Source organism: Chitinophaga sp. (assembly GCF_039596455.1).
Lineage (GTDB): Bacteria > Bacteroidota > Bacteroidia > Chitinophagales > Chitinophagaceae > Chitinophaga.
The window spans coordinates 324,049-343,588 of sequence record NZ_JBCNJR010000003.1; the positions used below are offsets into that span (position 1 = coordinate 324,049).

General features: G+C 54.8%; 11 protein-coding genes. 6 read left to right on the forward strand and 5 right to left on the reverse strand.

The window, feature by feature from the left end; translation table 11 throughout:
- The first annotated feature begins 28 nt into the window (after nucleotides 1-28).
- Together ABDW36_RS14110 and ABDW36_RS14115 are read left to right on the forward strand one after the other, a co-directional pair.
- Entirely contained in the window at nucleotides 29-1,285 is a 1,257-nt protein-coding gene (locus tag ABDW36_RS14110) for a glycoside hydrolase family 2 TIM barrel-domain containing protein (RefSeq protein ID WP_343702555.1), read from the forward strand.
- Nucleotides 1,286-1,288: 3 nt separating this feature from the next.
- Nucleotides 1,289-5,074 carry a glycosyltransferase gene (locus ABDW36_RS14115; protein WP_343702556.1) on the forward strand — a complete coding sequence of 1,262 codons (3,786 nt, stop codon included), beginning with the start codon at nucleotides 1,289-1,291 and terminating at the stop codon, nucleotides 5,072-5,074.
- A gap of 83 nt (nucleotides 5,075-5,157) precedes the next feature.
- On the opposite strand, the gene ABDW36_RS14120 is transcribed toward ABDW36_RS14115, so the two are convergent.
- The 5 genes from ABDW36_RS14120 to ABDW36_RS14140 form a co-directional block, all read right to left on the reverse strand.
- Nucleotides 5,158-6,255 carry a TlpA disulfide reductase family protein gene (locus tag ABDW36_RS14120; RefSeq protein ID WP_343702557.1) on the reverse strand — a complete coding sequence of 366 codons (1,098 nt, stop codon included), beginning with the start codon at nucleotides 6,253-6,255 and terminating at the stop codon, nucleotides 5,158-5,160.
- Between the two features lie 22 nt (nucleotides 6,256-6,277).
- Nucleotides 6,278-7,684 (reverse strand): RagB/SusD family nutrient uptake outer membrane protein, encoded by a 1,407-nt coding sequence (locus tag ABDW36_RS14125; protein WP_343702558.1) that lies wholly within the window; start codon nucleotides 7,682-7,684, stop codon nucleotides 6,278-6,280.
- 11 nt (nucleotides 7,685-7,695) lie between these two features.
- Nucleotides 7,696-11,046 carry a SusC/RagA family TonB-linked outer membrane protein gene (locus tag ABDW36_RS14130; RefSeq protein WP_343702559.1) on the reverse strand — a complete coding sequence of 1,117 codons (3,351 nt, stop codon included), beginning with the start codon at nucleotides 11,044-11,046 and terminating at the stop codon, nucleotides 7,696-7,698.
- A 384-nt stretch (nucleotides 11,047-11,430) separates the two neighbouring features.
- Entirely contained in the window at nucleotides 11,431-12,612 is a 1,182-nt protein-coding gene (locus tag ABDW36_RS14135; protein WP_343702560.1) for a FecR domain-containing protein, read from the reverse strand.
- A 45-nt stretch (nucleotides 12,613-12,657) separates the two neighbouring features.
- Nucleotides 12,658-13,257, reverse strand: coding sequence for a sigma-70 family RNA polymerase sigma factor (locus ABDW36_RS14140; RefSeq protein WP_343702561.1), 600 nt, complete (start codon nucleotides 13,255-13,257; stop codon nucleotides 12,658-12,660).
- A gap of 274 nt (nucleotides 13,258-13,531) precedes the next feature.
- Here ABDW36_RS14140 and ABDW36_RS14145 point away from each other — a divergent pair, with 274 nt between their 5' ends.
- The 4 genes from ABDW36_RS14145 to ABDW36_RS14160 all read left to right on the forward strand — a co-directional run bounded on the left by ABDW36_RS14145 (nucleotide 13,532) and on the right by ABDW36_RS14160 (nucleotide 19,540).
- Nucleotides 13,532-13,981 carry an Hsp20/alpha crystallin family protein gene (locus ABDW36_RS14145; protein WP_343702562.1) on the forward strand — a complete coding sequence of 150 codons (450 nt, stop codon included), beginning with the start codon at nucleotides 13,532-13,534 and terminating at the stop codon, nucleotides 13,979-13,981.
- Between the two features lie 220 nt (nucleotides 13,982-14,201).
- Nucleotides 14,202-14,807 (forward strand): sigma-70 family RNA polymerase sigma factor, encoded by a 606-nt coding sequence (locus ABDW36_RS14150; protein ID WP_343702563.1) that lies wholly within the window; start codon nucleotides 14,202-14,204, stop codon nucleotides 14,805-14,807.
- A gap of 73 nt (nucleotides 14,808-14,880) precedes the next feature.
- A complete protein-coding gene (locus ABDW36_RS14155; protein ID WP_343702564.1) occupies nucleotides 14,881-16,062 on the forward strand; it encodes a FecR domain-containing protein in 1,182 nt (393 codons plus the stop codon).
- 94 nt (nucleotides 16,063-16,156) lie between these two features.
- Nucleotides 16,157-19,540, forward strand: coding sequence for a TonB-dependent receptor (locus ABDW36_RS14160; protein ID WP_343702565.1), 3,384 nt, complete (start codon nucleotides 16,157-16,159; stop codon nucleotides 19,538-19,540).

Below are 19,540 nucleotides of genomic sequence, written 5' to 3' on the forward strand. Positions count from 1 at the left end.
AATGCCAATTTTTTTTATTGTACTGACATTGCTTCCGGATCGTTATGTGGCCGCTTCTCCGAAGGGACGGAAAGTCTTTGTAGGCAAGGTTGACGACAGGTACGTGCTTTACCGCAACGGCCGGCCATTTTTTATACAAGGCGCATCAGGCAGCACCTTCCTGAAAGAGCTGCATGAAGCCGGCGGCAATACCATCAGGGTGTATGATACCCTGCAGCTGGCATCCGTGCTGGATGAAGCGTACAAGAATAATATAGCGGTGATAGTAGGGCTGCCCATGCCGGCCAGCGTGTACCGGGATTACTACCGCAGCAACGAGAACGTGGAGGCCATGTATAAAGCTTTCTTCAATACCGTTGTGCGCTATAAAGATCACCCCGCGTTGTTGATGTGGTGCCTGGGGAATGAGCTGGGCATGACCTGGAAGCCTGGGCACTATGCTTTTTACAATGCCTATAACCGGCTGCTGGACATGATCCATGAAACAGACCCTGACCACCCGGTTACTACCACCATGCCTAACTTCAACATAGCGCAGGTATTGATGATCAAATACCGGGTACCCGGGCTTGACATCATCTCCTTCAATACTTTCGGCAAACTGAAATTCCTGAACGCGCAGCTGCAGCGTTATGCTCCCTTGTGGAACGGCCCTTTCCTGGTAATGGAATGGGGCGCGTACGGCCCCTGGGAATCTGAAACAACCGCCTGGAACGTTCCGGTTGAAAATACCAGCACCAAAAAAGCACAGCACTACCTGGACATGTACACCACACAGATGCCGCTGACACACCCGCGCTTCCTGGGCTCCATGGTATTTTTCTGGGGCCAGAAGCAGGAGATCACGCCTACATGGTTCAGCACGTTCTCGGCAACCGGCGCTGCTACGGAAGCCGTGCATGTGCTGAGGCAGCTATGGCGGAAAACCGCGCCTGATATGGACGTTCCGCGCCTGAAGTACATGCTGGTAAACGGGGAGGGCGCGCGTGACAATCTTTTTTTCCGGCCGCAAAGCGTACAGGCGGCGGAATATGTGATGGAAGCGGATAACAAGGCGGGTATTACGTCTGTTCAATGGCAGATCATGAAAGAAGACTGGTACGAAGACCTGAAACGGAAAAGGCCACCCGTTATATTGCTTGACACAATGACCAGTGCCGCCGGCGGCAACAGGCTGTTATTCACCACGCCGCTGCAGGAAGGGCCTTACAGGATATATGTGAAAATAGCTGATGGCCACGGTAACGAGGCCACCGCCAACACACCATTTTATGTAGTGAACTGATACATGCCAGCATTTAAACAAGCACCGCCGCCCACCAGGAGTGAACTGCTCTCCCTGCGGCTGATGGTCCTTATCGGGACCGCCAGCCTGCTGTGTTTTCTGTACCGCCTGCTGTCACCCGCCAATATTGCGCACCCGCCGCTGTACTGGATGTTTGTGACGGCTACCCTCTTTGCCTGCCTGCGCATTTTGCATGAGTGGTACCACTACCTGTTCATTTCCGTGCCCGTGCCTGCGGAAGGGAATAAACAGTTTACGGTAGACATGCTGACTACTTTCTGTCCGGGTGAGCCGTATGAAATGATCGTGGAAACGCTGAAGGCCATGCAGGCGGTCAGGTACCCGCACACGTCCTGGCTCTGTGATGAGGCCGATGACCCTTACCTGAAAGAAGTGTGCCGCCAGCTGGGCGTGCGGCATGTTACCCGCAGCAACCGGAAAGATGCCAAGGCCGGCAACATCAACAACGCGCTGCGGTACGCTACGGGAGAGCTGTGCGTGGTGCTTGACCCTGACCATGTTCCGGCGCCGGAGTTCCTGGACCCTATTGTGCCTTTCTTCAATGATGAAAGGGTAGGTTACGTACAGGTGGTGCAGGCCTATCATAATCTTGCAGACAGCCTCATAGCCAAGGGCGCGGCGCAGCAAACCTTCCAGTTCTACGGGCCTATGATGATGTGTATGAACCGGTACGGCACCGTGCTGGCCATAGGCGCCAACTGCACTTTCCGCCGCAGCGCGCTGGATGATATTGGCGGGCACGCGGCGGGGCTGGCGGAAGACATGCATACTTCCATGCAGCTGCATGCGGCCGGCTGGCACGCTGTTTACCTGCCTGCGGTGCTGACCCGTGGCAGGGTGCCGTCCACCCTGTCTGCCTACTACAAGCAGCAGCTCAAATGGGCGCGGGGTACGTTTGAGCTGCTGCTTACTTCGTACCCGCGGCTCTTTAAAAACTTCACCCGCGCGCAGCGCTTCCATTACGGCACCATCCCGTTCCACTATTTTTCCGGCGTCATTTTCCTGATCAATTTCCTGGTGCCTGTGCTCTCGCTGGTATTGGGCATTATACCCTTCCGGATGGACCTGGCGGAGTTCACGCTCCTGGGCCTCCCTTTCCTTTGCTCCATACTGGCCATCCGGCATTTTGTACAGCGGTGGGTGATGGGAAGGGGCGAACAGGGCAACCATGTACTGGGCGGCCTGCTGCTCATCGGTACCTGGTGGGTGCATATACTGGGGCTGTTTTATACCATCATCCGCCGGAAAGTACCTTACATTCCCACACCGAAAGACGATAAGGAAGAAGATAACTGGCTGCTGAACCTGCCCAACATACTGGTGGCCCTGGTTACGCTGGCCGCCATCATATACGGGCTGCAGGTGGAATGGAACCCCTATACCTGGGTAATGGCCGGCATTGCGGGCCTCAACTTCGCGGTGATGGTCTTCAACATAGCCATCAGCCGGGAAAGGGACGTCAGGCGGTGGCGGGAGCGGTTCCGGCTCTTCAGGCGGAGCTTTGTGTATTACCGGTACCTCAAGCAGCAGTTCTGGAATTTCAGGCACGGGCTCTATGCCGGTGTGCGCATCCTTGCTTTTCCCATCATCCTGTTTGTATCATTTACCGTGCTCTATTTTTTTGGTAATGCGCGAAGAGCGTACTTTCTGCCGGTGGGAGACAATATCAGGCAGCAGGTGTTCTACGCCGGGTTGTTCAGCACCACTGCGGAAGACGGCATTACTTCCATGGCAGACGTACACCGTTTGCAGGCGCGTTCAAAAGCGCATTTCTCCATCATCTCCCTGTACATTCCCTGGGGAGATGAAGCGCGCAGCAATATACCGGGGCCGCTGGTGCGCGATATTTATGAGAACGGGTCTGTACCGCTGATCACCTGGGAGCCGTGGGCGTCCAGGTTCCTGTTCTCTGCGGCAGATGAAGACCTGCGGCAGGAGAAAAAAGTTTTCACCCATATTGTGAACGGCGTGTTTGATGCATACCTGGAGCGGTTCGCCTTGCAGGTAAAAGCGCTGAACAGGCCGGTATACCTTCGTTTTGCGCATGAGCCTGACAACCCTGCCTACCCCTGGTCTTCCACCGGGGGGAATACACCGGAAGATTTCAGGAAGGCCTGGCGGTATGTGCATGATCTCTTCATCCGCTACCGCGTTTACAACGCTATATGGGTCTGGAACCCCTGGCAGCCCACTGCGGCGGAAAGTTATTTTCCCGGCATGGCGTACGTAGACTGGATAGGCATGACGGGCCTCAACTACGGCCGCCTGCATGCTGACGGAAAATGGTATTCTTTCAGGGAACTGTATGAGCCCTTCCACCGCAAGTACCTGTACCGCTCAGGGCTGCCGGTAATGGTGGCGGAAGGCGGCAGCATCAGTCCGGAAGGCCGGCAGCGGCAATGGATGGAAGACGCGGGGAAAAGCATAATGGGCGAGTTTAAAGAGATCAGGTCTTTTGTGCTTTTCAACGCCGGCGCAGACCGGAACGTACCGGCCAACAGCAGCGGCATCACTGCCATAGACTGGCGGCAGGCAGACCCCGGCGCTTTTCTCAAACAGGTGAAGAACATGCAGCAGTTGCGGGCGGGCCCTGTCAAAACACTGCACTACATCCGCAACCCCAGGGACAGCGGGCAATACCGTCGGGCTGCCTGGGCAGACACCCTCCGCGGCGTTAACTACCAGAAAGGCGCCAACTGGTTCCGCAACCTGCATACCTTAACTAGAAAGGAGGCCGTGAGCGACTTCCGGGAGATGCGCAGGATGGGCATCAATACCATACGCCGTTACGGCCCCGGCGTATATGACAGGAATATTTCCTTCGCCGCCCGCAAAACGGGCATGCAGGTGCACTACGGGTTTTGTTTGCCGGCCATTTCAGACGCATTTGCCGATGCCGGCAGGCTGGCGGAGCAAGCCAGCCATATTGTGACCAACATCAAACGTCTAAAAGACAGGAAAGAGATCAGCGCATGGTACATTACCAACACGTCTTTCCGGCTGCTGCAAATGCGGTATTTCAAGCCGGACTACCTGTACCAGCAGCAGGAATACACGGCATGGCTGAAACGCCTCGTTGGCCAAATAAAGGCGGAAGACCCCTCCAGGCCCGTGATCATTGATGTAGACGCCGGGGAAGATGTGGCGGATTTTTCACAGTACCTGAAAGACGGGATACCGCAGGCGGATGCATTTGGCCTGCTGGTGCCGCCAGACGGGAAAGGCCTGGCGCAGATAGCCGCCGTAAGAGTGCCCGGCTTTATTGCCGCAGCTTCTGTGCCGCAATACGACAGTTTGCGGAAAAACGGTGGCGGAGCCTTCATAGAGGCCTGGCAAGACCAGCAGGCTACCAATAATCTTTCCTTCAACGGCCTGCTGGACCATCAGGGCAGGTATAAACCCGCCTTTTACCGGCTGCGGGAACTATGGCAGCACAGCGTTACGCCGCCTGCAGAAAAACTGCCGTCTGTGCACATCCTGCGCCCGGCCCTGGCTACAAAAGAAAACAGCAGGCTGGTATACCGGGCGCTGGTACGGTACGGCGAGCGCTGGAAGCTGGCCGCCTCCGCCATGCCGGGGCTCAGGTATGAATGGCACCTGGTGCGGATGAACAGGAAAGGAGATGCGATAATGATCAAAAAACTGGGTGAAGGGCCGGACATTACGGTGAACGTACCCTTCAACCCGGCGGCCTACCAGCTGCGCCTCTCGGCCGTGAGGGGCAATAGCGTCATAGTGGCCACCACCCGGTTGAATACGCCGCTGTAAGGTTGTCAGGGTGTGAAAATCCGGCGGGAAGCAGTGCCTGTACGGGGCCTGCTTCTCCTGCCGGTCTAATCGTTATTATATTTCTACTTTATCAGCAGCTTCAGCTTGGCCAGCAGCGCCTCTCCTCTCAGGTCTGTAGCTACTATGGTGCCCGAAGGGTCTATCAGCAAATTATGCGGAATGGCGCGTACATTGTAGAGCTTTGCAGCAGGGTCTTTCCAGCCCATCAGGTTGGACACATGGTACCAGGGCATGCCGTCTTTCTCAATGGCTTCCTTCCATTTGGCGGCGTCCGTGTCCAGAGACACGCTGAGGATGTGGAAACCTTTATCGCCATAAGTCTCGAACGCTTTTACCACGGTGGGGTTCTCCTTTCTGCAGGGGCCGCACCAGCTGGCCCAGAAGTCTACAAAAGTGTATCCTCCTTTCGCCATGATGTCTTGCAGGCCCAGCTCTTTCCCGTCAGGCGTTTTAGCTGCAAAGTCTTTGGCCCGCGTACCTACCAGCGGGCTTTTTGCGGCCATCACGCGAGTGGTGAACTCCTTGCCAAGCTGCGTGCTCCGCACGCGGTCACTCAGCCTGGATAGATGCGGCATGATGGTTTCATAATTGTTCACCGCCGAGATCTTCTTCAGGAAGAACAATGAAATATAGGAATCCGGATGCTGGTCTATAAATGCATGCACGATCTCCTTATTGGATTCGGAGTAGGCGCCCAGCTTCTTCATCAGCTCCGTTGTATGTTCAGGCTTGCGGCTGGCGGCGGGGATGGCCTGGAATGCCGTTACGTCTTTGGTGATGGACGCATTGAGCGGCCCCAGCTTTTCCATGATGGCCAGAAAATCTTTCGTGGCGCGGTTGCCCGTCAAGGTGCCGTTCTCCAGCGAGCCTTGAACGTTTACAGTAATGGTATCTGCAGAGAGGAAGAGCGCCAGGCTGTCTTTTCCGCGGGGCGCAAATTTAATGGCGCCCACGGCTGGCGGGATAGCCTCTCCTTTGAAAACAAAACTGCTGTTGTTGATAACGGCACTGTCTTTTCCGGTTGGCCAGATGAGATAAACGGGTTGACCGTTGTACTTCGCATCAACGCTGCCTTTTATCATAAAAGGCCCTTCCTGTGCATCAGCAGTTGCGGAGATCGATACCGCAACTGCTGTAACAAATACATTTCTCAGATTCATTTTATTTCAGGTTGGTTTTACTTTAATTATATCCTTCGTTTTGACGCAGCGCCGGGTTGAGCTCTATTTCTTCCTGTGGAATAGGGAAGAGTTTTGCTTCCGGCCGCCAGTTGGGTTTACCGGCCAGCACTTCATCCGCCTTTCCGGTACGTTTGAGGTCAAGCCAGCGGTGGCCCAGCTCCGCAAAAAGTTCCACAAAACGTTCATGGGCAATGAGCGCCAGCAGCGCATCCCTGCCGGTGGCGGGGTCTGTTGGCGTCTGCAGGCCTGCCCGCTTCCTGATCACGTCCAGGTCTGCAATGGCTTGCGGCAGGTTGCTGCGTTGCGCCCTGGCTTCTGCCCTGACCAGGTACATTTCCGCCAGGCGTAAAAATGCCAGGGACTCCGTTCTGGTGCCCCCGCCCCCGTTCGAGTTCACCTTGTATTTGTAAGGTGAATAGTAAGTACGGGTAACGCCGCCGGAGGTAACCGGCGTGGTCTTCACCCAGCTGGTTTTCCTGGCATCTCCGGCGGCAAAAGCGTTGTACAGGGTATCGGTAAGGGGATAAGCAGGCACCCCGTTCTGCACAAACGCATACCCTTCCCAGGTATACAGGTTAGTGCCGGGGTGAGACAGCTGCAGGATCACTTCCTTGCCGGACAATAAAAACACGTTGTTCAATGTAGTCTCCAGGTTGTACAGGGCTGCACCGCCCTCAATCACTTCGGTAGCCATGCGTTCCGCATTTTCCCAATCCTGCCGGTAGAGATATACCCTTGCCAGCAGGGCGTTAACGGCGTGCACATTGGCCCTGATGCGGACAGCGTCCGGATAGGTGGCGTCCAGGCCGGCTTTGGCGGCCTGCAGGTCGGTCATGATCAGATCATTGACCCGGTCTATAGCCGCACGCGGCTGCCTGGCGTTCTCGGCGTAATCTGTACCGGTCAGCAAAGGCACGTCTCCATAAAGGTTGGTGAGGTAAAAGTAAACGGCGGCCCTTACAAACCGCGCCTCTGCCATGAACCGTGTTTTGGCCGGCTCGCTCATGCCGGCAGACTTCGGAACGTTCTCCAGGATGGCGTTGGCTATAAAGATGGTGTTATAGAACGGCTTCCAGTAAAAATTGTTCACCGCGTTGTTGGCAGCGTTGACCCTGTTTTCGTAAAACTCCCTGTAAGCGGATGTAGCAGAAGTTACAGACAATTCATCAGCACTGATTGCCAAACCTGCCGAAACAGCGCCGCCGAAAGCCTGGTTGACAGACTTCAGCATAGACACGTACATGCCTCTTACCACGGAGCCTGCCTTGGCATCTGTGGCATAGGCTGCCTCGGTAGTGATGGAATCAATAGGCGGGCCTACCTCTACGAATTTATTACATCCAATGCCCGACACTACCAGCATGGCAGTGATCAGCAGCGTCATTTTTTTATATGTTGCAATAATCATGGTCAACGATGTTAAAGTGATAACTGTATGCCGCCGGTAATGGTGCGCAGGGGCGCCATACGGGTATAGTTGTGTACTTCCGGGTCTCCGCCCTCATAGCCGGAAATAACGAACAGGTTCTGCGCCTGCAGGTACAGCCTGCAGGTGCTGATGCGGACAGCGCGCAGCCATTCTGCAGGCAGGTCGTACGCCAGGTATACGTTCTTCAGGCGGAGAAAGGAAGCGTCTGTGAGCTGCCCGTTTGAAAAGTAGTAGGCATAGGTGCCGGTGAGCCCGTCAAGCGCGCCGTCCCTTGTTGTATACTTCTGCGTAGCGCTTTGCTGTCCGGGCGTTTGCCACCTGTCAAGCGCCAGTACGGGGAAGTTGAACAAGGTGCCGGGCATCTTCAATGTGTTCGCCACCTTCCAGTCACGTTCCAGCTTGCTGGTGAACTGCAGGAAGAAGCTGGCCGAAAACCGCTTGTAGCTAAAAGTGTTGTTCATGCCACCAAAATATTTGGGGTCAGTATGCCCTCCCATCGCAAAATCATCTCCGTTCATCTTGTTATCCCCGTTCACGTCTTTCACAGTATATAAGCCGGTTTCAGGGTCTACGCCAAGGTACTGGCCGCCGAACCAGCCGTTCAGGGAATGCCCGATGGCGTACTGTTTGGAATAAGAGGAATACTCCAGGTTAGGGTACCGTCTTAAAATGTTTTTCGGGATGGTCAGGTTGAAATCTGTGTTCCACCGGAAGTTATCATGCTGGATGTTCCTGGTGCCCAGCGTCAGCTCCAGGCCGCGGTTCTCTACCCTTACACCTTCCAGGTTATTCACCACGTTGACAAAGCCGGTCATGGCCGGTAAAGGATAGCTCACCAGCGGGTCTGATGAAATGTTCCGGAAAACTGCGGCGCTGAGCAGCACCCTGTCCCGTAACAATCCAAGCTCCACCGCCAGTTCCGATTTTATGTTCCGCTCCCAATGCAACATGGGGCTGAACAAACTGCCCGGTATGAGCGTGGCTTCCCCGCCGTACAGCGAGCCGCTGATGTATTTGTCAAGATAGCTGTACTCCCCTATCTGGTCATTGCCGGTAACGCCGTAGCTGCCTCTCAGCTTGCCGAAGCTGATCACATTGTTGTTTTTGAAAAAGCTTTCGTTGCTGAACACCCAGGCGGCGCCTACCGCGCCGAAGTTGGAAAAACGGAACTCAGGGCCGAAGCGGCTGGAGCCGTCTCTCCTGCCCGTAAGATTAACGATGTACTTATCTTCCCAGTTGTAGTTCAGCCTTCCGAAGAAAGCCTGGTAATTGTATTGGCTGGCTTTATTGGTGGCCGTTATGGTGGCGGCGGCTTCCAGTGATTCCAGCAGGTCATCGCTGGTATAACCGGTGCCCCTGGTTGACATGGAGCTGGAGCTGCGGTTGCTGTAAGTGGCTCCCAGCAGCACGTTCAGTTTGCCCCTGCCGATATGCCTGTTATATTCTGCCTGCGGCTCTATTATCCAGCTTCTGGCGCTTTTATTTCCAAGTGAAGATACGCCGGTTGCGTTCCTGGCCGGGTTCTGAGAGGCCAGTGGCATCAGCCGCCTATCGTCAGCGATTGAAGCGTTGTAACCAAAGCTGCTCCTGACGGTGAGGCCAGGCGTGATCTTGTAATTCAGCATCAGGCTGCCGTTCACGCTGTTCATCACGGACTTGTATTGCTGGAGGAAGGTAGCCAGCGGGTTGTCTTTCCTGTCATCAACACCACCTTCGTTCCATGACAGGTTCCCTTCATCGTCATACAGCCGGTAGTTGGGCGGAAGGGTGATGGCCCCTGCCAGGTCTCCGGCTACGAGGTCGCTTTTTGAAACGGAGTAGAGGCCGGAAAGGTCTACCGTGAACTTTTCATCCTGGGAGGTGCTGCGGAGGCTGAAATTCATGGAAGCACGGTCGCTGGATTTATTGCCGGGCCACACGGTCCCTTCTTTATGGTAACCGCCGCCCAGGCGGTACTGCACGTTGCGGGTGCCGCCTGACAAAGTGAGCTGCGCATCGTTAGTGGGGGCCTGGTTGCCTACCAGCAATTTGGCGAAGTCTGTATACCGGTTTTGGTCCCATACCAGGAGATCGTACGCATTTGCATTGGTTTTGGTGATGTTGTCATTTTTGAACGCCTCATTCCTCATTTCAAGGTACTGCTGCGTATTCATCATTTTGGGCAGGGTAGTGACCGTGCTGATGCCGGAATATACTGACGCGTTCACCTTCATCTTCCCTGTTTTACCTTTTTTGGTGGTGATGAGGATCACGCCGTTGGCGCCCCTGCTGCCATAGATAGCGGTGGCGTCTGCATCTTTCAGCACTTCAATGCTTTCAATATCTGCGGGGTTCAGCCCGGCAAACGGGCTTAAACCATCTGTCAGTAACGAACCGAAGGGGCCGGTATTGGCGTTCATCCTGTCGTTCCCTGCCGCCATTGGCACACCGTCAAGAATAAACAAGGGTTGGTCAGAACTATAAGAATTGTCAAAATTGGCGCGGCCACGTACCTGTACATTGATGCGGGCGCCGGGAACACCGCTTGCCTGGCTCACTTCCATGCCCGGCACACGCCCCATGAGCGCCGCCAAAGGGTCTGCCACCGGCTGCTTGGCCAGCTCCTCGCCAGATACCTTGGTAACGTTGCCGGTAGCCAAACGGCGGCTGGTGGTGCCGTAGGCAATTACCTGCACCTCATCCAGCGGAGAAGTGCTTTGCACCATGCGGATGAGCAATGAGCCGGGGTTGCCGCTTAGCACCGTGCCCGCGGGGGCTGCCGGCCGGCCGGTTTTGGCAGGCGTGCCTGACGGCAGCAGCTGGAACTTGTTATCTGTAAGGCGAGCGGAGAGCGGCGCCAAACCAATGAAGGTGAAATCAAGTATCTCTCCTTCATTCACCTCAATGGAGAAAGAACCATTGGCGGCAGACACCGTTCCTTTGTCTGTTCCCCTCACCTTGATGTTGACGCCGGGCAGCGACGTACCGTCTGCCGCCATCAGGCGCCCTTTAACAGGGAGAAAGACCGGCTGCGCCCATGGCAGTGCGGGAGCGGGTGAAGGCGCTTTTATTTTCTTTGACAGAAAGATCGTTTTGTCCATAATGGCATACTCCATCGGCTGGTCTTTCAACACCAGGTCCAGCAGCTCCTGCAGGGGCAGATTGAATACAGACAGCGTAACCGTTTTTGTGCCGGCCAGCAATTCCTTGTTGCTGAGCACCACATAACCCGTTTGTTTCTCAACGGCGTTAAAAATTTCTTTCAGCGGCATGTCCTTGCCCGAGATAGATACGGTCTGGGCCCTCCCCTCCGCCCTTGCGGAGAGTAAGGCAACGAAGAGCAATACAATAGTCAATTTCATGACCAGCAGTGTTTTAATAATAGCCCGCCGCCAGGCAGATCGGTCAGCAGACCCGATCTGCAAGGGACAAGGCCCGAAAACAGTTTTTGTCATACCTTTAGGTAAGTTTTGGTTGTTTAAGAAGTGGTTTGCGAGACCGTTTTGAGACCAGCCAAAGCCAGCTTCACCGCCCGGCGCCAACCGCGGCGGTTTTTTTTATGATAAGGCCGGTAATATCTTTATGCCGGATGTTATACTGTTGATGTGCTCATGCCAATGTTTTGCGGCAGCACGTTCCACGGCGGGGCAAAACGTTCCCTGCGGGCGCGCAATACACGCCCCGCAGCCGCGCATGCGGCCGGTGCTGCTGTTCCATAAGATAAATGTGTTGCTAAAGTTTCCCCCTTACGGCGTGATGATCAGCTTCCGGCCTTCCAGCCTGGAGCGCACGCCCATTTTCCCAAGCCCTGTCATCAAATCGTTCAATGTAACCCCTTTCGTCATTTTTCCCGCCAGCTGCATTTGCGGCACGCCTCTTTCATACACCACTTCAATATCATACCAGCGCTCCAGCTGCCGCATGGCTTCTTCAAGTGTGGCGTCCTCAAAATTGAAGAGACCGTTTTTCCAGGCCATCACCTTGCTGATATCAGCATTGTTCACCACCCTGATGCCTTCCGGGCCGGCCGGCGCAACCTGTGCCTGCTGACCAGGTTTTAGAATGGCGGACCGTTCGCCGGCCGGGGATTCGGAAACTTTCACGCTGCCTTCCAGCAGCGTGGTATTGATGGTGCGTTCGTTCTCATACGCGTTGACGTTGAAATGCGTGCCCAGCACTATGATGCCTGCTTTATTGTTCACATTGACATGGAAAGGCATGCCTGCGTTTTTTGTCACTTCAAAATATACTTCGCCGGTTACTTCCACCCTTCTCTCTTTCCCCTCAAACAGCGTAGGGTACCGCAGGGAGCTGGCCGCATTCAGCCAGGCCGTTGTACCGTCTGGCAGCACCACGCGGAACTGCCGGCCGTTGGGCGTGCTGATGGTATTAAACGCGGGCGCTTCACCGCCCGGCCCATATACTATCTGCCCGTTTTGCAGCAATATGGGCGCGCCGCCCTGGGTGGCTATTACACCGTTATCCAGGCTGTCCAGCGCCACCCGGGAGCCGTCTGCCAGCGTCAGGATGGCCCCTTCCTTGCCGGGCGCAATTACGGTGGCAGCAACGGCCGGCGGTGTGGTTGCCTGCTTTTCTTGCATCAGGTAAAGGCCGGCTACCGCCAGCAATATAACCGCCGCAGCAGCCCAGCCCCATTTCCAGATGGCGCGCATGCGGCGTACGGGCGCGCCCGTGGCATTTTCCGTGCGTACCCGTTCCATGAACCGCTCATAGGCCCGGCCGGTTTTACCGGCGTCTGTTCTTACAGACAGGTAGGCGGCCCATTCTTCTTCATTGGACAGCTGCTCCAGGAGCGCCCTGTTGGCCGGAGACGCCTCCAGCCACCGGGCAAGCACGGCTTGCTCTTCCGGGGAAAGCGCCTCTTCCCGGAGCTGTTTATAAATAATATCTGGTATGTTGCTGTTCATACTATAGCCTGCCTGATAAAGTAAACACGCGAGTATTGCCCCGCATCACAAAAAATAATAAAAAAATAAGATCAAGGGAGTGAGCAGCCGCTTGCGCAGCAGCACGGTCTTCAACTTTTCAAGCGCCCGTGCTTTCTGGTTGCGGACATTATTCGGAGTGATCTGCAGCCTTTCGGCGATCTCCGCCGTTTCCAGGTGGTCTACAAAGATCATCTTCAGCAGCTGCACCTGGTTGGGCCCCAGCTGCCGGACCTCTTCAAATATGCGGTTGAAAATATCTTCCCGGATAATGGCCGCCTCAACAGAATTGTCAGACAGCTCCATGGCAGCTCCCAGTTCGGAGAGCTTGTTATTGCGGGTGGTTTTATCCCGGTTATAATTATAACAGCGGTTCCGGGCCACGGTGAACATAAAGGCCTCCGCCTCTTTCAAGGTACGGCCGGCAAAGCTCTCCCGCCGCTGCCAGAGGCTCAGCAAAGACTCCTGCGCAATATCTTCCGCTTCGGCGTCTTCAGCCACCAGCTTATAAGCAAAGTAATACAGCCTGGGAAAGTATGATTGGAAAAACTCCTGGGTGGCGTTGGCGTCTCCTTCAGCGAGGCGCTGCAGCAGGTCTTTCTCGTGGTATGACTGGCTGGTTGACAATTAACGGTAATTACTGATTTGCCTGCCAAACTATAAAAAAATCGCCATAAACAGGTAACCGGCGCGGTAGATGGCTGATAGCAGCGCGTTGTGCCTGACAAGTAAATGCTGACAGCCTTCCTGCAAAAATTTCCCGGCACAGTGAAAAACTGGCAGCAAAAACTGTCATCCGCCATTTGGCACACAGGTTGATGAAGCCTTTTCAGAAAGGCAAATAGCCCTTCCATGATAATCTGAACAACATTGTTTAACTATCAAAAAAAGGAGGTCAATTATGTCTATCATCAAAAGGAATGGAGAACCCACTCCGTCTTTATTCAACCTGTTTGACGATTTCTTCAACCGTGAGCTCTACAACTGGGGCCTTTCCAACTATTCTTCAAGCGGTACAACCGTACCGGCCGTCAACATAAAAGAAACACCAGACAACTTCGAGGTGGAAATGGCCGCCCCGGGTATGGACAAGAATGATTTCAAGGTACAGCTGGATGGCAACACGCTGAGCATTTCTTCAGAAAAACAAAAGGCAGACAGTAAGGACTACGAGAACTATACCCGGAAGGAGTTCAGCTACCAGTCTTTCCAGCGCACGCTGGTGCTGCCGAAAGACGTGGTAGACGAAAGCGGGATCACGGCGCGCTATGAAAGCGGCCTGCTGAAGCTGGTGATCCCCAAACGCGAGGAGGTGAAACAAAAGCCGCCGCGTATGATCAATATTGACTGACCTGCCGCATAGCGGTCAGTCACCGTTCTTTCCCCCTTTAAAGGTTCATCATAAATCAAATTCCGGCGGGAAGCAGTGCCTGTGAGGGGCCTGCTTCTCCGGCCGGTCTAGTTGTCTTGTGCCGCCCCTTCTTCTCCTGCCGATATTTCCCGCTTTTTACTATTTTTATCCCGTTCAATATCAACCAACACTTTCAGCAAGGGACATTTAACTCCCGTTCATGAACGAGGCCTTACATAATGAACATGAGCTTTTACAACGCATAGCAGCCGGCGATGAACATGCCTTTGCCCGCCTGTACCGGTATTATCAGCCCAGGCTGCACCTCTTCATTCTGCCCCTTACCGGCTTTTCACGCCCGGATGCGGATGAAGTGATGCAGGATATATTCGTGAAATTGTGGCTGCGCAAGGAAACGCTCGTTACCATACGGTCTGCGCAATCTTACCTCTTTACCATGGCCCGGAACCGGCTATACGATATGCGGGTGCAGCAGGCACAATTGCAGAAAGCCGGCCAGGCGCTGCAACAGCAGCAGCCGGACAGCCATACGGAAGTACATGAAAAGATGCAGCTGAACGAATACCATGAAATTGCCCGCATGGCCATTGACCGCCTGCCGCAGCAAAAGCGCCGCATCTTTATGCTCCGGAACAATGAGGGCCTTTCCCTGGATGAAATTGCGGGGCAGCTCAACATCACCAAGTTTGCCGTGAAAAAGCAGTTGTATGAGGCCGTCAAGTCTGTAAAAGACTACCTGAAACAGCAGGCAGGTGTAGACATTCCCGTTATTTTACTGATTTACAGTTATTTAAAGGACCTCTGAGGAAATATCTAAAAAAAATTTCTCGCCGGAGGTGTTCTTTCAATTATCTCACCAGTCTTATTAGCAAGCAAGGATGGACCATCAGGATATTATATCATTATTAGACAAAGCAGCTTCCGGCACTATAACAGAAGCCGAACAGGCCATGCTGGCAGAGCGCCTGCGCCGGGTAGACGCGGCGGCTTTCCGGCAGCTGATGGAACAATACCAGGAAACCGTGCTGCAGCAAGGCGTGCCCGGGGAACCGGACACGCTGCTGTTTGAAAAGATCAAAGGCTGCATTGCCAGCCTTGAAGAAAGGCCGCGCCTGGTGAGCAGCCGGTGGAGAACTTACGCAGCCGCGGCCGCCATCCTGCTGCTGGTGCTGGCAGGCGGCGCATATTGGTTTATCAACCGCCCTGCGGCGCCTGATATAGCAGATGTGCCTCAGGAGCCAAACATAGCGCCCGGCGGCAACAAGGCCGTGCTGACCCTGGCAGACGGCACACAGGTAACGCTGGACAGCGCCGGAACCGGCACGCTGGCCCAACAGGGTGGCATTAACGTACTGAAGCTGGACAGCGGGCAGCTGGCCTACCAGGGCATGAGCGCGCAGGGCCAGCCCATGCAGTACAACACCCTCGCCATACCCCGCGGCGGCCAGTTCAGGCTCACGCTCCCGGACGGCACCAGGGTTTGGCTCAACGCCGTGAGCAGCCTCACCTACCCGGTTGCCTTTAACGGAAAAGACAGAACGGTAGAGCTGCAGGGCCAGGCTTACTTTGAAATTGCACAGCAACCGGATAAACCTTTCCGCGTAAAAGTGCGTGACATGGAAGTGCAGGTACTGGGCACCCACTTTGACATCATGGCCTATGCTGATGAACAGGTCATCAACACCACACTGGTGGAAGGCGCGCTGCTGGTAAAACAGGGCGCTGTAACGCAGCGGCTGCGGCCGGGCCAGCAGGCGGTGAGGAACAATGCCACCAGCGCCCTCACGGTACAAGCGGCGGATGTAGACAAGGTGACCGCATGGAAAAGCGGCTTCTTTGAATTTGACGATGCAGACCTGCCCGCTATTCTCCGGCAGGTGTCCCGGTGGTACGATGTAGAGATCATCAATGAAACAAAAGGAGAAACAGGGCTGTTCTGGGGGCGTATCAACAGGCAGCTCCCGTTGGCCAGCGTGCTGAAGCTGCTGGCGTCTAACGGTGTTCATTATAAAATAAACGGAAATAAAGTAACCATCTACCAGGAGAAAAAAAGACCGTAGAACAACCACGTTACCTAACACCATCAAACCAGAATAAATTTACCGGGGACTGCCCCGGGCAGGACTTCTTTTTTCAAAACCAATATACCACGTTATGAAATTTATTGCCGGCTTGTTATGTATTGCATGTTTTTACACCAGCTCCACCGCCAGGGCGCAGGGCGTTACCTTGTCAGTAAAAGGCGCGCCGCTGAAGACGGTTTTCAGCGAAATATCGAAGCAGACGGGCTTTTCCATTGTCTGTAACAAGCAGTTATTTGAAGGCGCCCTGCCGGTGACCATGACCGTCAAAAACGCGCCGCTCCCGCAGGTGATGAACGAGTGCCTGAAGGGCCAGCAGCTGGCCTATGATATTGACAACAACATGATCCTCATCAGGCGGAAAGAAAAGGCCGGCAACACCCCGCCACCGCCTGCAGACACCACCATCACCACCACCGGCGTAGTGCGGGGAGAGAACAATATTGTGCTGCCCGGCGTGTCTGTAAAAGTAAAAGGCACTGCCGGCGGCACGGTAACGGACGCACGCGGGCAGTTCAGCCTTTCGCTGCCGCCCAACGCCACGCTCGTTTTTTCTTTCATCGGCTACCAGCCCACAGAGGTGGCCCTGGCCGGCAGGCGTACGCTTGACCTGAACCTGCAGCCGGCCAACAGCGGGCTGGATGAAGTAGTGGTGATAGGCTACGGCGCCGTAAAACGCAGCGACCTGACGGGCGCCGTAGGCCATGTGAACATGGGAGACATGCTGAAAGCGCCGGTGCCTACCTTTGAAGGAGCGCTGGCCGGCCGCGTGGCGGGTGTTACCGTGTCTACCACAGACGGGCAGCCCGGCTCTCTCAGCAACATCGTGATCAGGGGCGCAGGCTCCGTTACGCAGGATAACTCGCCCCTGTTCGTAGTAGACGGCTTCCCGGTAGAAAATCCTGACAACAATACTATCAATCCTTCAGACATAGAATCCATAGACATTCTGAAAGACGCTTCCGCCACTGCTATTTACGGCGCCCGCGGCGCCAACGGCGTAGTGATCATCACCACCAAATCAGGTAAAAAGGGCGAGCCGGTGATTGCCTACAATCCTTCTTTCGGCATCATGGAAAACATCCAGTACGCCAGCATGATGAACGCTGCAGATTTTGTGCAATACCAGCTGGAGATAGACCCTGCGCGGAAAGACATTTATTTTGACAGCACCATGGCGCCTGACCATTACCAGCACGTGCAGTCAGACGACCTGCAGCGCCAGCTGTACCGCACCGGCGTTATGCAGAACCACGAAGTGGCCGTACGCGGGGGAACAGACAAAACCAGCTACGCCATTTCCCTGAATGCGTTAGACCAGCAGGGCATTGTGATCAACTCCGGCTTTCAGCGTTACCAGGGCAGGGTGAACATCAGCCAGCAGGTAATGAAAAACCTGAAGATCGGCATCAATGCCAACTACAGTACTACCAAAGCTACCGGCTCGGTATTTGCGGAAAACCCCGCGGGCCATACCTACAGCTATATCTACAACGTGCTGGGTTACCGGCCTACCTCAGGCATCCGCAAGCGTGACCTGCTGGATGAGCTGTTTGATGTGGTAGACGAAGACCAGGCGGCCAACCAGATACTCATCAACCCCGTTATTTCCATGCGTAACGAGCACCGGCTGAACCGGAACAACAACCTCGTTGCCAACGGCTTCATCCAGTATAATTTTATGCCCAACCTCACGCTGCAGGTATCAGGCGGCATTCAGCGTTCCGGCTCAAGAACGGAGAAGTTCTTCAACTCCAGCACCAGCCAGGGCAACAGGTACCGGGCAGATAGAGTGAACGGCAGCGTGTCTGACTTTATTTCCAATGACTGGGTGAATTCCAACACCCTCACCTACAACAAAACCTTCAGCAAAAAACACCGGCTGGACGTGATGGGCGGCTTTACCATGCAGGGAAAAACCATTGAAGGCATGGGCATGTCCGCCAAACTGGTGCCCAATGAATCTTTGGGAGTAGACGGGCTGGATGAAGCGCCCGTAGTAGACATCAGCAAAAGCAGCTCTTCCTGGGGGCTTGTTTCCTTTCTTGGCAGGGTGAACTACGAGTTTGCGTCCAGGTACCTGTTTACGCTGAACTTCAGGGCAGACGGCTCTTCCAAGTTTGCGGCCGGCAACAAGTGGGGCTACTTTCCTTCCGGCGCCTTTGCCTGGCGTATGAGCAAGGAGAAATTTATGGAAGGCCTGGATTTTGTGTCTGACGCCAAGCTCCGTTTAACACTGGGCCAGTCCGGTAACAACCGCATCAGCGATTTCCCCTACCTCTCCACCCTCTCCCTGCCGGTAGTGAGCGGCTACAGCTTCAACAACGCCACGCCGGAAATGGGCGTGGCGCTGGGCGCATTGGGCTCCAACACGCTCCGGTGGGAAACTTCCGTACAGGCCAACATCGGGTATGACCTTACGCTGTTCAAAGACCGGATATCCCTCACCGCGGACATTTACCGCAAAACAACTAACGACCTGCTGCTGAATGCCGAGGTGCCTTATGTTACCGGTTACATCCGGTCTTACAAGAACGTGGGCAAAACACAGAACCAGGGCCTGGAGCTGACGTTGAACACCATCAACATACGCCGGGAAAATTTCTCCTGGTCTACCAACTTCAACATTGCATTTAACCAGAACAAGATACTGGCGCTCTCCTATGACCAGCCGGAAATACAATCCCGCGTATCTTTTGCGGGCAGCTACTCTAACGTGGCGCTGTATACCGCGCGTATTGGCCAGCCCATTGCCCAGTTTTACGGGCTGATATGGGACGGTATATACCAGTACGATGACTTTACCAAAAACGCCGCAGGCAAGTACATACTGCGAGATGACGTGGCCACCAACGGTAATTCCCGCGCCAGCATTCAGCCCGGAGACATCAAGTACAAAGACATCAACGGAGACCTGGTGGTGAATGCGGACGATTTCACGCTCATAGGCCGGGCCATTCCGAAACACGCCGGCGGTTTCAGCAACAACTTCACGTACCGCAACTTTGACCTGAACATTTTTTTCCAGTGGTCTTACGGCAACATGATCTTCAACGCCAACCGCCTGATATTTGAAGGCAACGGCACCTCTACCAAGCAGCTGAACCAGTACGCCAGCTACGCCAACCGGTGGACGCCGGACAACCCCAGCAACACCCTCTTCCGCTCCGGCGGGCAAGGGCCCATGTATTACTCCACAAGGGTGCTGGAAGACGGCTCTTACCTGCGGCTGAAAACCGTGAACCTCGGCTACAACTTTTCCGGCTCCGTGCTCCGCCGCATCCGCATGAAAGGCCTGCGGGTGTACGCCGCCGCGCAGAACCTGCTGACGTGGACGAACTACTCCGGCCCTGACCCGGAAGTGTCCACACGTAATTCCAACCTCACGCCCGGGTTCGATTATTCCGCCTATCCGCGCGCTTTGACCGTAACCCTTGGGGCTAACGTATCCTTCTAA